The 16,482-nt window shown below is 50.6% G+C and carries 9 protein-coding genes, 2 tRNA genes, 3 pseudogenes and 1 CRISPR repeat array; of the genes and pseudogenes, 3 read left to right on the top strand and 11 right to left on the bottom strand.

The window, feature by feature from the left end; genetic code table 11:
* Positions 1–37: 37 nt before the first annotated feature.
* A CRISPR array of direct repeats spans positions 38–543; the repeat unit is 47 nt; unit sequence GTTGTGATTTGCTTGAAAATTCGTACCTTTGCGGTAGCAACAACAAC.
* Between the two features lie 123 nt (positions 544–666).
* The 3 genes and pseudogenes from cas2 to cas9 form a co-directional block, all read right to left on the bottom strand.
* A complete protein-coding gene (gene cas2 / locus JCM15908_RS08300) occupies positions 667–1,008 on the bottom strand; it encodes a CRISPR-associated endonuclease Cas2 (protein WP_025002992.1) in 342 nt (113 codons plus the stop codon).
* 6 nt (positions 1,009–1,014) lie between these two features.
* A complete protein-coding gene (gene cas1 / locus JCM15908_RS08295; RefSeq protein ID WP_025002991.1) occupies positions 1,015–1,947 on the bottom strand; it encodes a type II CRISPR-associated endonuclease Cas1 in 933 nt (310 codons plus the stop codon).
* Positions 1,948–1,959: 12 nt separating this feature from the next.
* Positions 1,960–6,509: pseudogene (gene cas9 / locus JCM15908_RS13175) on the bottom strand (type II CRISPR RNA-guided endonuclease Cas9).
* A gap of 217 nt (positions 6,510–6,726) precedes the next feature.
* On the opposite strand from cas9, the gene JCM15908_RS14825 reads away from it, so the two are divergent.
* Positions 6,727–6,903, top strand: coding sequence for a hypothetical protein (locus JCM15908_RS14825; RefSeq protein WP_159101327.1), 177 nt, complete (start codon positions 6,727–6,729; stop codon positions 6,901–6,903).
* Positions 6,904–6,927: 24 nt separating this feature from the next.
* The gene (locus JCM15908_RS14820) at positions 6,928–7,068 is read left to right on the top strand and encodes a hypothetical protein (protein ID WP_159101326.1); all 141 of its coding nucleotides are present in this window, start codon (positions 6,928–6,930) and stop codon (positions 7,066–7,068) included.
* Positions 7,069–7,280: 212 nt separating this feature from the next.
* Here the strand turns inward: JCM15908_RS14820 and JCM15908_RS08280 are convergent, their stop codons facing one another.
* The 8 genes and pseudogenes from JCM15908_RS08280 to JCM15908_RS08245 all read right to left on the bottom strand — a co-directional run bounded on the left by JCM15908_RS08280 (position 7,281) and on the right by JCM15908_RS08245 (position 14,219).
* Entirely contained in the window at positions 7,281–8,150 is an 870-nt protein-coding gene (locus JCM15908_RS08280) for a hypothetical protein (RefSeq protein ID WP_025002990.1), read from the bottom strand.
* A 34-nt stretch (positions 8,151–8,184) separates the two neighbouring features.
* Positions 8,185–10,153: pseudogene (locus tag JCM15908_RS13170) on the bottom strand (TonB-dependent receptor plug domain-containing protein).
* Between the two features lie 35 nt (positions 10,154–10,188).
* Entirely contained in the window at positions 10,189–10,980 is a 792-nt protein-coding gene (locus tag JCM15908_RS08270) for an HmuY family protein (RefSeq protein WP_025002989.1), read from the bottom strand.
* Positions 10,981–10,988: 8 nt separating this feature from the next.
* Positions 10,989–11,924 carry a calycin-like domain-containing protein gene (locus JCM15908_RS08265; RefSeq protein ID WP_025002988.1) on the bottom strand — a complete coding sequence of 312 codons (936 nt, stop codon included), beginning with the start codon at positions 11,922–11,924 and terminating at the stop codon, positions 10,989–10,991.
* Positions 11,925–12,398 carry an Ig-like domain-containing protein gene (locus tag JCM15908_RS08260; protein WP_025002987.1) on the bottom strand — a complete coding sequence of 158 codons (474 nt, stop codon included), beginning with the start codon at positions 12,396–12,398 and terminating at the stop codon, positions 11,925–11,927.
* 356 nt (positions 12,399–12,754) lie between these two features.
* A tRNA-Val gene (locus JCM15908_RS08255) sits at positions 12,755–12,829 on the bottom strand.
* A 46-nt stretch (positions 12,830–12,875) separates the two neighbouring features.
* Positions 12,876–12,950 (bottom strand) — tRNA-Val (locus JCM15908_RS08250).
* Positions 12,951–13,205: 255 nt separating this feature from the next.
* Positions 13,206–14,219, bottom strand: coding sequence for an aspartate-semialdehyde dehydrogenase (locus JCM15908_RS08245; RefSeq protein ID WP_025002986.1), 1,014 nt, complete (start codon positions 14,217–14,219; stop codon positions 13,206–13,208).
* 117 nt (positions 14,220–14,336) lie between these two features.
* Here JCM15908_RS08245 and JCM15908_RS13165 point away from each other — a divergent pair.
* Positions 14,337–16,468 (top strand): annotated as a pseudogene (locus JCM15908_RS13165) (cation:proton antiporter domain-containing protein).
* Positions 16,469–16,482 lie beyond the last annotated feature (14 nt).

Below are 16,482 nucleotides of genomic sequence, written 5' to 3'. Positions count from 1 at the left end.
CAACAACACGTGCATACGTGTCTGACCTTGCTTTGCTGTTGTGATTTGCTTGAAAATTCGTACCTTTGCGGTAGCAACAACAACACGTATCGAACGATTCAGACAGAGGCTTAGTTGTGATTTGCTTGAAAATTCGTACCTTTGCGGTAGCAACAACAACCCGTTGCCGAAAACGCATACAAGCCAATTGGTTGTGATTTGCTTGAAAATTCGTACCTTTGCGGTAGCAACAACAACCGGAATCAACGGCGAGACCATCACCATGCCGTTGTGATTTGCTTGAAAATTCGTACCTTTGCGGTAGCAACAACAACGTACACGAAAGCAGGTGGTTGGCACACGACGTTGTGATTTGCTTGAAAATTCGTACCTTTGCGGTAGCAACAACAACTTTATTGAAATTTTTTATCATCATTATGAGTTGTGATTTGCTTGAAAATTCGTACCTTTGCGGTAGCAACAACAACGCACTGCCGGGCGTTTCCTAAGCCATTTCGTTGTGATTTGCTTGAAAATTCGTACCTTTGCGGTAGCAACAACAACTCAACATGGACAAGGAATTGATTATCAAGACAATACAAGATTGTTGAGAGAAAAATAAAATGATACCGCAAAACAAAATCCTACTCCAAAAGAGTGGGATTTTCGTTTTCTATTAGTTGTTGCTTAGAATAACTCCAACTGCTGTCCGGGGGCATTGGGCGGTTTCGGCTTCTCACCATAAAAGAGCTGAATGTTGGCAAACTGTTTATCTGTTATGCACAAGATACCAACTTTACCAACCTTAGGCAACGCTGCACGTACACGCTTCATGTGAACTTCGGCATTATCCATGCTTGCACAATGACGCACATAGATGGAGAACTGGAACATGGTGAACCCGTCCTTCATCAAGGATTTACGGAAATCAATATAGGCTTTCTTTTCCTTCTTGGTTTCCGTGGGCAGGTCGAAGAATACAAGAATCCACATAATCCGATATTCACTGAAACGGTCGAAACTGGACATAATAATCTACATTTCCGGGTAACTAATACGCCGAACCTCTCCTGCAAAACATTTTGCAAGAGAAGCAGTCGTCTGTTGAGCAGCTATCATCAGCGGACTGCGCTTACCGTTCACCACAACATCCAACATTGGAATACCCAAGAGCTGCATCTTTAGTTCTTTGGTAATCACAGAAACGTCATCGCTACAGTGAATAATATCAACGACAAGCTGATCTACATACGGCCGATAAGGCTCCATAATATCATCAGCCAAACAATAGGCATTGTAACGGTTGTGGTGATGGATACCCAAAGTTGGTAACAAGCCGCTGCCTACCAGTGCCCGCGCAATGACCGCACGCAAGATGGCATACCCATAATTTAGAAGATTATTAGGAGGTGTACCTTCGCGGTCACGGACAAAATCAGGATAATCCGTAAAAAGATTGCGCCAGTAATAGGCGGCTGCCCTTGCCTCAAGATTGTCAGGGTCACCGCTACGCACATCATTTGCCCATACCTTCATGCAATTGGTCTCTTTGTCAGTATTAGTCCGAAGAACATACTCTTGATTGAGTATTTTCTGTTTCACGGTCTGTTGCCAAAGTTGCTTACGTAACGGCAAAGACGCATCCAGTTGCGAACGAAACCGTTCGTTCTGGGTATTGTTGCCGCACAAAGGGAGAAGCAGACCTACAGGCATACTCTTTTGGTCGCAGGTAATGACAGCGCAATTATTATCCAACAATGCTTCTAATACTCCCGAAGTTACTGTAATACGCCGGTTATCAAGTATGACCACCCCGATATCTTCTATCGGGATGGTGCGCTCTGCTTCTTTCTTCATCGCTTCAGGCAACGTTTCGTTGCTTTCCACCTCTGGCAAGTGCAGTACCAACTGGGCATTGCGTAAACTCAGATAGATGGGATTGCTGAAGCATAAGGTCTTCTTTATCATGGAAACAAGGTTTTACTTAATGATTCTAATAATATTTCCCAAACGGTCTACTTCAAGTTTCCAACAGACAGCTTTTATCATTTCACCTGTCAAGGCCTTTTGATTCTTAGATTGTGGACTACCTACTCCATATTCATTTTGGATAGTTAACCCATTACAAAACAATCCAGCAAACTTCTTGTCCACATTATAAATAAGATTAGCAGACCTATGAGGGACAAAATTTGCGGTTGTACCGCTGGAGTCTACGAATTTGTAGATCCTTGCCTTACTCAACTTCTCTTCTTTATCCTTTGTTGGAACATATACTAAATCATTGGGTGAGAGATAAAACTTCAGTGGGATGTCCTTTTCATTTTTCTCCGGAACAGGAGATAATCCTTGCTTCAACCGTTCTGCAACTTCATTCAATGGCATGGTAGAGTAAGCACGCTTTCCAACCATATCTTCATAGATAGCAAAATAAAGATTGGTACCAGCCTCAGCTATTACAAATTGCTTTGCCTTACACCCTATAGATCCTACCGAGAATTTTTTTCCAAGTTTTGAGGATACTCTTACTTTAAAAATCGGCTGGTGCCTCTTGCCATTATTATATAATGTTATATATTTGTTCATCTCGGCAATACCTTCTGGTGTAAACGCTACCGTAGGGTCTCCACCCTTCGCTTCAAGATAGCATAGGAGAATTTTTTGTATACCTGTATCAGTAATGGTTAAGATACTATCTTTATTGAAAGATGTATCCAACGGCTTTCTTATCGCCACCATCTTCTCCTTCACATCGCTGAACTGCCATATCTCAACCCTGTCTACATACTGTTTGTTCCAGCGATAGCCTATGCTTTTGAAATGGGCAAGTAGCTGTTTGGTATCAGAATTTTCCGCCATTAATCCGTTAATGTAGCCACGCAAATCTTTATTACAAATTGAAGGAATGTTCTCCAAAGCATCCTCCAGTTTAACTGTTATTTTACGTCTCAAATTTACATGTCCGTAATATTTCGCTTCATGCATTGGCTTTCTTACTGCCCACATTTCACAACCTTTCTGTTCTGCCATAGTTTTCTTGCCATCGGCATCATACCGCTCATAATAATTAGTAGCTTTGTTGATGACACGGACATAGTTTTTGAAGCTGACCACCACGTCCTCCAATGCTGCACGGGCATCCTGCGTAAAGGTTTCCCACGGCTTGCGGATAATGCGATTCTTAGCGCAGAGCTGTTGCCGCAGGTCTTCCCGTTTTCTCGGACTATCGGCAGACTCATTATTAAGGTAATTGATGATATTGCGAGATGCACACGCTATCACCAACGCATCCATGGCATGATGCCGGTGGTCAATGCGTTTCTTGCTGAATCCCCGCTGTAGATCCAATGGAAGGGAAGTCTGGAAGACCCGTTTCCCCTCCTTGTTCTCCCAATGACCGAAGGCTTCGGATTCTGTCAACTTATTGAGCCGTTCAAAGCGTGGATAGACTATGCTGTTCCATACATCGTTAAGGCCCCAGTCCTTCTTCAGTCTGTCAGTGATACCACCCGTACAGGGAATAACGAACTTCGACGTAGCTTCCTTCTCTTCCTCAGTCCTGACAATATTAGAGAGCAGGCCTTTCACAACCTTACTTATGTACCGGCTGTCATTCATCTGCCTGTTCAGGAATTCCTGTGGTATGTCTTCCATCAGCAGTCTGTCCTTCTTCGCCCGGTTATCAGCATAATGCTCCGTAACAAAAGCCTTGTACTCGCTCTCGCTCAAGACCTTCACATCTCCCAACTGGGTGCAGTGTACAATCTCCCCGCCATGATTCTTGATAAACTCATAGCCTAACATACTACTCTTCAGCGCGTTCACCTCCGCCTCACAGATAACTTTATTATTGAAAGAATCGTCAAAGTAACGTCTCTGCGGTATGACATGCTCTATCTGATAAGCCGGGGTAAAGAGCTTCGACAGCGAAATAGGCTTGCCTGTATAAGGTGAGCGGTATTTCTGTTCCAGCCACAGCTTATACCTTAGTAGTTCCTTTGCCGAGGGCTGTGCCAGCTTCGATATTCTGGAGATCTCCGTATAATCCTCATCATCCTTAGTCAGTTCCTGCAATGCTCCTTCCTCATAGATACGCAATATTTCCTGCTGCATGGGCGAGTAAGGACGAACATCCCTAATGTCCGTGTCGTTTTTCAGCTCCATCAGCAAACTCTTGATGCGCAGATTGGTATTCTCGTTCTTCAATATATTCTGCGTCATACGGGCACGCTGGTCAGCCGTGCTCTTCATGCTTCGTCCCAACTCCACATGAATCTCGTCAATCCGTCCTGCTTCCTTCCAAATATCGTGAACCGTCCGAAGGGTCTCAAGAACACACTGCTCCACAATTGGATTACGGAGCGAGTGCTGCTTGAAGCCGTTGATGTATGCCATCAGGTCTTCAGGGGTATTCCAACATTTTATATCCGTTGCCTCAGAATGGCGACCATACACTACATAGCACGCCAGCCATTCGGGCAGCCCTTGGAAGTCAGCAAGCTGGCTGAAAGAAGAAACGGCAGATTCTATCCGTTCTCTTATCTTCTCGTCAATATCACCTCGCAGGATATGTCCTATTCTGTCCTTTGTCTCCTCACAGATGTCTTCCTCGTGCCACAGGCTGCCCTTGCGCATGACAGCCAACAATTTCTTTACGGCTTTTTCCGAGTAAGCACCATAATCTTTCTTGAATGGCTTCACTTTCAGGAAAGCATTGACAAAGGCTTCTTCATCATTGATAAAGACCTGTTTTTCAGTCTCTTTTTCCTTTTCTTTTTTATTTGCAGCTGTGCACAGCTTCCGCAACGCTCCTTCTGCCTCAACCTTGGCTTCCACGGAGTAGAGCAGATGCCACAGGCGGTACTGCCGTTCAGTATCGTCCAGCCAACTGCGTTCTATGCCTGCCCGGTTGAGTGCCGCAAGCATCTCGTACCTCGTCTCGTTGCAGGGATATTTCTTCTCTTTATCCTCAATATAATTCCATCGGATAGGAAAACTCTTCTCCGTACCCAATTTTGTTTTCTTCAGACAGAAGAAATCTTTCAGCAATGTCTCCTGATTGATTTCCTTTCTATCATTCAGAAACCTGAACAGGCGGACATAGTCTTCGGGCGAAGGCAGATACTCTGCAGTAACATCCTTATCATCTGTCCGGTCATAGAGCCGGAGATTGAGAACGAACTGCCACAAGCGGAACTCCTGATAGTAGGGGTTCGACTTTGCTATGCACTTTATGCCCTGCTGCTTTATCTCTCCCGTTTTCTTGTCTACGTATTGATAGTATTCGTATGGACAGTCGGCTATCAGCGATTTCTTGCTTTTCAGCGGACGCTGATAAAAGATGAGGTCTGTCAGAAGCAGATAGACCATATCCTTTTTCAGCAGACTGGTACGATGGGGCTGATTGCTCCGATAAAGCTCTTCGGCACAAGCTCCAGCATCTCCTTGCTGCGCAGTTCGTCATGGAACTCACATTGCTTGCGCAAGATGGCTTCCAGCTCTTTTTTATAGTATTTCCGTTCTATAGTACGAACGAAGTTCCCGCGAATTTTGTCGGCAGGCTCTTCCAGTAGATGGTCGTAGATAAATGCGCCCACGGTCTTGCCCGATTCCTCCAGTTGGCTCTCCGTGCGTTTCTTCCGCAGTCCCCAATCATCTTCCTTCGGTGCACGGAACGACCGTTTCACCTCTCCGTCCTTGCCCTTCTTCGGTGTCGTTCCATCCTTCTCGTATTCTGTCGTAACGATAAACTGCTTCGTCTTTCCTACCCAGTCATCGAGTGGAATCTTACTACTGCGCCGATAAATCCATCCGTTCTCCAAATGAACGTCATACCATCTGCTACCGTCTTTTCCCTCTTCAGCTGCTTCCACACTGACCACCTTCAGCTCATGGTATTCCTCGCATTTCGTAGGAGTCTCCTCTTCCTCTTCTCCACGCAGCTGATAGTAGCCTCGTTTCTGATTGAAACTGAGCAGTATCCACGCCAGTTCCTCTTTCCCGACAGCTTGCGTGAGGGCTTTCTTCCGCAAATAATAGAGCGTCCAGTCAAGTGGAATCCGTTTTCCGTCAGCAACCAAGGTTGGCTGATGCCGTGCAAAGTCCGCCATCATCTCGTGGAACGAGTCCATAAAGAGAAAGCGCATCGTCCCATCTTCACACCGTTCCCAAGCCAGTTTCGGCTCTCCGTGGTCAAGGAACTTGCCGTAAGTGGCAGCTGTCCTCCGATCCCATCCGATGGCCGAATCGTAATGAGGTGGCAGGAATCCCATCACGTGCAACACCCTAAGCAATCGCTCGCGTCGTTGCAAGACGCGTTCCCTTAGCCTCCGAACGCCTCGAAAGCTCGTGCGGACAGCAGTCTGTGATTCTGTTACTCCTTTGTCGAAATTGCCAAGCGTGTCCTGACTCATGGGAATGATACGGCTACCTAACCTAATGTCGTGCAGATAGTTACCATTATCGTCCATAGAGACTTTAGCCCAACCAATGCTATTGGTTCCCAAGTCTAACCCTAAGATTGTCTTCATCTTTTTGATAGATTTATTTGGTTATTAATTATTAAATTACTATATTTGCAACAGATTTTTCAAGCAAGTCACAATAAGGATTATTCCGTTGTGAAAACAAATAGAGCGGGGCAACTCGCTCTGTTTGTTTTATATAGTGTCAAAGTTACTAATTATTATCCATAGTAACAAGAAATAATCTACAAAATAATTTCGTACAGCCCGTTCCAAACGGCTGATGAACAGAGGAAAGCAGATAGCAGAAACACAGGGGAAGGGAGGAACGGGATGGCAGGGCTTCACGATGAGCATAGTTTGCAGATATACGAACATAGCTGGGAGATATGTGGACATAGCCTGCGGATATAGTCGTACTGACGGTATATCGGCAATCATCGAGAGCCTCATACTATAACTTTTCCAACGTATTGAAAAACTTATGGAGATTGGCAGACGAGAATTGCAGACCGCCCCACATCGGTTTATACACTATACCCAAAACGATGCAGCAAGGCATATTTGCGGCAGAAAGCCGAAGAACGAGGGAGAGAGGGAGAGCGTCTGCCAAGAGCTGACATAAGCGACGCTGCGAAACGGAATGGCACAATGGAGACAGGAAAGCGAATTATGTACTGGTTTTATGCTGTTTACCGTCAGGCTGCCAGCCCCCATCCGAATATCGGATTATCAAAGGATAATACGCTGAAGGGGATGACAGCCTAACGGCAGACGGATGACTATGCTGAGAAATATATCGGAAAGGGTCGGGGAAGACAGTCCTACCTGCAAGCATCAGCTGCTCCGCTTCCGCTTTGCACCCCTTGCCCAAAGGTAGACCAACAATAGGAGGAAGGCAGCAAGAATACAGAGCATGAGCGTAGTGTACTTCTCCGGCTCGACCCAAAACTCGCGGAAGAAGTTGATGCGACCCAGTATCTCAACGGGCGTCCAGAATATTATCACCGTGGCTATGGCCATGCGGATATTGGCTCCCCATGCGGCTATGCGGAGCTGCCTGCCGAACATGAAGAGCGAGCCGATGAAGCAGCCTGCTCCGACCAGATAGGTTACGGGATGATGGTCGCCGAGGAAGTTCTTGTCGTAGCAGAACATCAGCAGCAGATACAAAGCCCAGAGCATCATGTTCAGCTCCATAAAGGTTACGATGGAGGTGTGGCGCGTCATGGGCTGAAAGGCTATCTCCTTGCGACGGCTTCCGAAGAGTCGTTTCTGTATCCACGTGATGAAATCGCAGCCGTTCTTGGTGCTGAACGTGTACATCGTCATCACCATCATCCACATGCCGAACGAGGCTGGCATAATGAGGTATTCCGGCTTGGTTACAATCTCGCCGTTCTCTATCTCGGGTTGCACTCCGTAGCGACGGGCATAGTAGAGGAAGAGGAACTCCACCCATCCCGTCCAGAAGAGCAGTCCGCCTATCAGCCCCCAGAGGGTCTGCCGGGTGTCGCCCTTTACGAATACGCCCACTATGACCATGGCCAACCCGACGAATCCTAACGCAAAGCCTGCATAGTGCACCGCTTCGGGCTGCATGAACTTCTCCATCAGTATCATCATCGCATGCCCCAGAGGCATGGTGAACAATACGAGTACAAACGAGGCGATGGTCCGCCACCAGTAGATTTTCTTCTTTTCCATATTTCGTCGTTCTTCTTTGGTTTCCCTATATTGTCTAAAACAGTTTGTCTACATCCACCGAAAGGCCTATCATCAGGTTGATGCCGTCCGTCAGGGGGCAGTTCAGGTAATAGTATTCGGGCTTGTAGTTGAAGAGATTGTCGAGGGCAAGGTTCACCTTCACCGCCTTTCCCAACCGTTGCACAAGCGATAGCTTGCAGAGCGCGTAGGCAGGATAGTGGATGCTGTTGAAACCTTTCGAGAGGTCGTAGTAGTCGGCAAACTCCTGCGTATCGACCGCCGAGAGGAAGCGGCCATCTAGCCCGATGTTCAGCCCGTAGTTGTGCGAGACCTGACGGTCCCAGTCTATGTGCCCCGTCAGGGAGTGCTTGCGGGCCGGAATGTACTGGCTGTTCACCGGATTGTTGCCCTTGTCCTTCGGCAGATGCTCGTCGGTGTAGGCATAAGCCAGCCGCGCCGTGATGCCGTTCGTCCACCGTGCCTGCACAGTTGCCTCGCCTCCGACAACCGAATAGCCGTCAAGGTTCAGGTAGGCAGGTGGGGCATGATGTCGGAAGCTTCCTTATAGAAGGGCGCACCCGTGGCAATCTTGTTTTCGATGGCATTGCAGTATCCGCTGACGGTAATGTTGTAGCGTCCTTTGGTATAGTCGGCCGATACGTTGAGGTTATGGCTCACCTCCGGGCGCAGGCCCGGGTTGCCCTCCACTATCCATATTCCTGCCATGTCAAAGTTGTAGTACTTCTCCTTCAGTGTCGGAGAGCGGAAGCCCATTCCGTAGCCCAGACGGACGTTGAGGTTTCGGACGGGCTGATAGCGGAGGCTCACCTTCGGGGTCAGACGTGAGACGTGCCCGTCCGAAAAGTAGTCGTAGCGGAGCGCGCTCACCACCTCCCAGTGGCTGTCCACGCTCCAGTCGTACTGCGCAAAGGCGTCGAAAGAGTCCTGTTGGCGCGTGCGCCCCTCCAGATTGACGTTGAAGAGGTAATCGTGCATGTAGTCTGCCCCTGCCGAGAGCACGTCGCCGCTCCCGAAGGTATGGCTGTAGAGCAGCCGGAAGCAGTTCTGCACGTTGGAGTAGTCGCGTATGTCGAGCCGTGCGATGCGCTGGTAGTCCGACTTGTCGTACTCGTCGAAGGCGTAGGCAAGGTCGATGTCGTCGTGTGCAGTAGGCTTCCACGTACCACGTACTCCGCCCGAGAAGTCGCGGTAGCGTTCGGGCACCTCAGCCGTTCTGACCAGCTGACGGTAGAAATAGCCTGCACGCGCCATCAGGCGGAGGCTCTCGTTCGGCATGTAAGTGAGCTGCTCCTTGAAGTTCCACGTCGCATCGCCATAGATGGTAGAGACGATTCGCGTAACGGGATGGTCACCATTGTGCACGTTGTAGTTATCTACGGAAGTGCGGTTGACGGTCAGCAGGTTGCTCCACCTGCCCCTGCCGAGCTGCCACGACAACCCGTAACGTTGCTCGTTGTGGCGCGCAATCCGGCATTCAGGTTGAGGGCGAACGGCAGGACGGCCTTCTTGGTGATGATATTGATGACACCGCCGGCAGCATTCGACCCGTAGAGTGCCGAGGCTGCACCCTTCACAATCTCTATATGGTCTACGTTGTCCATCGCTATACGCGTGAAGTCCACGTCGTCCATCGTCTCGCCGGCCAGCCGTTCGCCGTCTATAAGTATCAGGATGCCCTGTCCGCCGAAGCCCGACAGGTTGATGTGAACCTGCTGATTCATCGCATACGAGAACTCAACGCCCGGAACGACCTGTTGCAGGAGGTCGCACAGATTGGTGGCATCGGCCTTACGGATGTCGTCGGCCGTGATAACCTTCGTCAGCACGGGCGTACTGGCAAGGAGCTTGGGCGTGCGCGTGCCCGTTACTACCACCTGCTCCATCTCGACAGAACCGAAGATGGAGTCGGGCAACACGTCTGCCCGCACAGCCAAGGGTAGCAGACAGGCTAACGCTAATATGATGACAGATGTCCGTTTCATAATAAGAGAATGGGCCGTGGGGCGGCAAGGAGATTTTAGTACGGGTATTTATAATTGATGGTCAGCCAGCATTTCGTTCCCTCAGCATCCATATAGTTAGCCAGCTGCACGGCGGCACAGTTGCCGTTCTTCAGCCTGATGATGAAAACGTGGCTGTTCTGCGCGAACGTCGGGGGCATGGGGGGGATCTCCAGCTTCAGCCAAGACGACAGCACCTTGTTGACGGAGATGCCCTGACAACCTACCAGACTCTGAAGCATCTGCGACTGGTCTGCCCAAACCTCGGTCTCCGTCCATTCGTCGCTATGGAAAGTCGCTCCCGTGAAGGCCGAACTGCTCTCGGGCAGCTCGCCCATCGAGCTGTAGTGGGTTTCGAGCACCGCACCGCCGTTCGTCCTCACGTTGTTGCGGTGGACGGCTATGCTCCACGATGGTGGCTCGGGCTGCCGGTCGGTAGGCGTAAAGCTGCGCTTCTCGTAGTTGGATACCCCCTTCCCGAAGACGTCGAACCAATAGCCATACAGCCCCGTCTGCCCGTCGGTGGGGGCTGCCGCCCGTCCCATGGGGATGGGATAAGCTCTGAATTCTGTCTGCGCCTTTATCAGTCCTGCCGTGTCTTTCCGTTCGGCATACTGCCGGAGCGAGTCGAAGTCGATGTAGTACCAGTCTCTCCAACTGGTGGCGTTCACGTACAACTGCCCTCCCGTGATGGCCGGTGCCGAAGGGCGTTCATCGTAAACGTCGTCGAAAATGCCATTGCAGGCTGTAGCCATCAGAGCGACGGCACAGCCTGCAACGAACTTTATGGAGTGAAATGCTTTGCGCATTGCTTGTCTTATTTACTCTTTGTACCTGTATAAGTGGCCGAAATGGGGAATGGCATGTTGCCTATCTGGTAGTTATTGGTAACGGTCAGTGCACCATTCTCGCCCGGAGTAACGACGATTTTGCTCGTCGCCTTGAACTCGTAGTCCTTGTCCATCGTCGTTGTGCCACCGTTGACCGCCTTGAGATGTACCGTGATTCCGTCGTTGCTGTAGTCGCGCGAGTAGCTGTTGGTCGTTTCGTCGTAAGCGAGGTTCTTCACCATATAGCTGCTGAGGGTCATGTCGCCCATCACGGCAACGCCCGTATAGTTCTCTTCAGGAATCGTTACGTTGATGGTGCCGTCTCCGTTGGCGGTAATCTGGTAGGTAACGCTGGGGGAGGAATAAGGGCCGAACTGGGTGCCGACGGTCAGCGAGTTGATGCCCGTATAACTGCCGGAAACCTTCAGCGCAGCCGGAGCCGGGCCGTAATGCCAGTTGATGGTCGCCCCACCCATCAGGTCGGGAACGGAAATGGCGATTTCGGTCATCTTGCCGCTCATGGTCGCGTCGTACTCCTTCACGTCGCCACCATGCTGACTGGGAATGGAAATCTTGCCCGAACCGGCAATCTGCCCCTTGTCCATCGTTATCTCGAAAAGCCCGTTGCCCCACTGGGCATCGCTGAAGCGGGCAAGATTCTTGCCGCCTGCCTGCATCACCTTAATCTGGGCAGCATCGCCATAATACATATCGGTGAAGTATTTGGTGCTGACCGTCAGGTAGCCCGTAACCTCGCGGAGTACCACCGTATCGGGGGCGGTAGGCGAGAACTGGATATTCGCTACTTCGCTGGCATTATATGTAACGGTCGTACCGTCCTTCTTGTTGATGGTTACGGTCTGTGCCTGCATGCAGGCTGTGCCCAAGAGGGCAGCAATGGCTAAGGTAAAAAACTTTTTCATTTACTTCCTGATAAATTTGAATGTCTTGGTTAATGATTTCACGATAAATACTCCGGTTTGTCCGCTGAGGGAAATCTCCACAGAGCCGTTGGCATCCGCGACGGCCGCGCCGATGGTCTGGCCGTTGACGCCATAGACAACCACACGGCTGCCCGGCTGCAGGCCCTCGCCCCTGACGGAACTGCCAAGCCTGAAAACGACGTTTCCGCCATTGGCAGAGGCTGAGCCTATACCTGCCGTCTCGTCGGCAAACTCGAAGGTCAGCACGTCGGTCAGCGGATAGTTGACCGTCTCCTGCCCGGCGGTCAGGACGAGTTCGCTTCCTTCAAACGTAACCTTGGGCTGGGCCGAAAGTGCGAAGTAGGTCGCCTTCCCGTCTTTGCCGCTCACCTTCACATAGTCAGCAGCAAGAGCCGACACACTGGCCGCCGTGGTCAGCAACGTTAGTGCGATTGCCCGAAAAATAGATTTCATCATTTTGTCTCCTTTATGTTTAATAGATATTAATCTGGCTGCAAAGTTAATCATTCCGAAAAAACGCTGCAATACTCATTAGTTATGATTTTTTATAGAATTTATCGGATTCCCCCCTAACATTTTATGACTATGCGGCTGTTTCCTACCTACCAGACGAAAGTGCCGTTTTCACATGGTCAAAGTGCCCGTTTCGCACTGCGAAAACGGTACTTTCGCTTTGCCGCCAAGGCTTAACGAAAATCCGGCACTAAGAGAAAATCCATGAAGAGTGCCCTACACGGGCAAGGGAAACAAAAGAATGGCAAGACGAAAGAAGCCTCACAGCTAATGCTGTAAGGCTTCCTGAAGTTGTGTGGGCGTTGACGGATTCGAACCGCCGACCCTCTGCTTGTAAGGCAGATGCTCTAAACCAGCTGAGCTAAACGCCCTAAAAATATCCCTGCAACCCCGAAAGGTCACAGGGAACCACCCCTGTGGGCGTTGACGGATTCGAACCGCCGACCCTCTGCTTGTAAGGCAGATGCTCTAAACCAGCTGAGCTAAACGCCCTTATCTTCTAAGGCGGTGCAAAGGTATGAATATTTTATTGTTCCACCAAATAATCGTCAGACTTTTTCTCAAAAAAGATAAATTCCCCTTTTCTTGGAATTCGGAAGACGGCACGTCCTTGGAGGGCTGTTACAGGACAAAGAGAAAATTCGCCGGAACGCGGTCTCCCGAGTCCGGCGAATCGCCATATCATCGTCTCCCAACCTGCCGGCCGGGGAAAGACTCCCCTATCGGAACTAACAGGCGCAAGTCTGCCTACTTCACGCTGCCCACCTTGATGAGGTATTCGGCTATCTGAACAGCGTTCAGGGCGGCTCCTTTCCGTATCTGGTCGCCCGTCAGCCACAGCGTGTTGCCGTTGTCGTCGGCAAGGTCTTTGCGGATTCGGCCCACATAGATGTCGTCGTGCCCGGCACTTTCCAGCGGCATCGGGTAGACATAGTTTTGGGGGTCGTCTACCAGCGTAACTCCCGGGGCGGCCTTGAGAGCCCCGCGGACAGCTTCAACCGAAACAGGCCGCTCCGTCTCGAACCAGACCGACTCAGAGTGGCTACGCAGGGACGACACGCGGACACAGGTAGCCGAGGTGCGCACCTCGGAGTGCATGATTTTCCGCGTCTCGTAGAACATCTTCATTTCTTCCTTTGTATAGTCGTTCGGCGTCATCTTGTCAATCTGCGGAATGACATTGTAGGCCAGCTGATGGGGAAACTTGCTGATGGTCTTTACCTCACCGTCGTTTATGATCTCCCTGTACTGCTGCTCCAGTTCCTTCATGGCAACGGCTCCGGCACCCGACGCACTCTGATAGCTGCTGACGTGTATCTTCCTGATACGGCTGACCCTGTCTATCGGAGCCAGTACGACCACCATCATAATCGTCGTGCAGTTAGGGTTGGCAATGATGTTCCGCGGACGGTTCAGCGCATCCTCGGGATTGATTTCCGGCACGACCAGAGGTACGTCGTCTTCCATTCGGAACTGGCTGGAGTTGTCTATCATCACCGCACCATGCTTGGTGATGGTGTCGGCAAATTCTGCCGACGTGCTGCCTCCGGCACTCGTGAAGGCTATGTCTACATCCTTGAAATCGTCGTTATGCTGAAGGAGCCTTACCTCATACTCTTTTCCCTTAAATATATATTTCGTACCAGCCGAACGGGCAGAACCAAACAACACCAAGTCATCCAATGGAAAGTTTCTCTCCGCCAAGATACGGAGGAACTCCTGTCCCACTGCGCCGCTGGCACCAACAATTGCTACTCTCATAAGCCTATTTGTTTATTATAAAAATATTTCCATTGCAAAATTACAAAAAACTCGCAACTCTCAACCCACAACACGCAACTTTTTGCTACCTTTGCACTTATTTACATTCACAACCCGATGCTGCACCTCTCACAATATTTTCCCATCACGGATCCGACACTAATCTTCTTCGTCGTCCTGCTGATGATTCTCATCTCCCCCATCATCATGGGCAGACTGCGTATTCCGCACATCATCGGGATGGTACTGGCAGGAGTATTGGTCGGAAAATACGGTCTGGACATACTGGAGCGCGACGCTTCGTTCGAGCTTTTCGGAAAGGTAGGACTCTATTACATCATGTTCCTTGCCGGACTTGAAATGGACATGGAGGGAATGAAGAAGAACAAGGCGCAGATTATCACTTTCGGGCTGCTTACATTCTCCATTCCCTTCCTGCTGACCTACTTCACCGGCACGGTTCTTTTGGATTATACACCGGCGGCGGCACTCCTTTTAGGCTGTATCATGGCCTCCAATACGCTCATAGCCTACCCCATCGTTGGGCGATACGGACTGACGCGGCATCCGAGCTCCACTCTCAGCGTAGGTTCGTCGATGCTTTCGCTGCTGCTGGCACTCGTCATCATGGCCACCGTAGTGAACTCGGCGCAGGGCGACGGAGGCGGCCTGTTCTGGCTATTCTTCATCCTGAAGCTCGCAGCCTACAGCATCGGTCTGGTCATGGTCATCCCCCGGATGACGCGTTGGTTCCTCCGGCGTTATTCCGATGCCGTCATGCAGTTCATTTTCATCCTTGCCACGATGTTTCTCTCGGCTGCCCTGTCTGCTGCCATAGGCGTGGAAGGCATCTTCGGAGCCTTCTACTCGGGCTGATACTGAACCGCTTCATACCGAAAGTATCACCGCTGATGAGCCGTATCGAGTTCACGGGCAACGCACTCTTCATTCCCTACTTCCTCATCGGTGTGGGAATGCTGATTAATGTCAGGCTGCTCTTCGAGGGAGTCCGCATACTCTGGGTTGTCTTTGCCATCGTTTTCTTCGGCACGCTGGGCAAGGCCGTTGCCGCATACGCCTCTGCCGCATTGTTCCGCCTGCCACGCCGCACCGCCCACATGATGTTCGGACTGACCAGTGCCCACGCTGCGGGAGCGATAGCCATCGTGATGGTGGGACTGAAACTGCCCGTTTCGCCCGGTCATTTCGTCTTCGACAATGAGGTGCTGAACGGTATTGTCATTATGATATTGTTCACCTGCATCATCTCTACAGTCGTTACCGAGCGGTCGGCACAGAGCATCAGGCTTGAGAACAAGGAAGAGCCGGAAATGGTAAAGGCTGATGACGACGAGAAGATGCTCATTCCCGTGAAGTATCCAGAATATGCCGACAGCCTCATTTCCTTGGCTACAATGATGCGCAACCCCAAGCTGAAGCGCGACCTCGTCGCACTGAACGTTGTCTACGACGATGTCAACGCCACGCGGAACCAGACCGAGGGGCAAAGACTATTGGAGCACCTGCATCAGGTGGCCAGTGCGGGCGACGTTCCCATGACCACTCAGGTGCGCATAGCTGCCAACATAGCCAACGGGATACGCCATGCCTTCAAGGAGTTTCAGGCTTCCGAAGTCATCATGGGGCTTCACAACCGTTCCGAAATGAGCAAGGGCTTCTGGGGACAATTTACCCAAAGCCTCTACAACGGACTGAGCCGGCAAATCACCATCGCCCGCATCATGCAGCCGCTGAATACCATCCGGCGAATACAGGTGGCGGTTCCGTCGCGTGCGGAATTTGAACCGGGCTTCTACAGATGGCTCGAAAGACTGGCGCGCGTGGCAGGAAACTTAGAGTGCCGCATCGTCTTCCACGGCAGACAGGATACCCTACAGCTCATCAACAACTACATCCGCAACCGCCATTCCAACGTCAGGGCAGAATACATGCAGATGGAACACTGGAACGAACTGCCCGAACTGGCCTCAAACGTGCAGGAAGACCACCTCTTTGCCATTATTACGGCACGAAAGGGAACCATCTCCTACAAGACCGCCATGGAGCGTCTGCCCGACGAAGTGAACAGACACTTCAGGGGGAAAACCCTTATGATTATCTTCCCCGACCAGTATGGCGACCGCATGGACAACATGACGTTCACCCAACCGCAGCATACGGAGGAGCGGAGTGCCTACGAGGTGTTCCGGGAGTGGATATACAAAAAGGGCGGCATCGGCCATTCGTAACACGAAAATCATCT

It is taken from the genome of Prevotella dentasini JCM 15908 (assembly GCF_000614065.1).
Taxonomy (GTDB): domain Bacteria; phylum Bacteroidota; class Bacteroidia; order Bacteroidales; family Bacteroidaceae; genus Prevotella; species Prevotella dentasini.
This window is presented reverse-complemented; position numbering and strand designations above follow the sequence as displayed.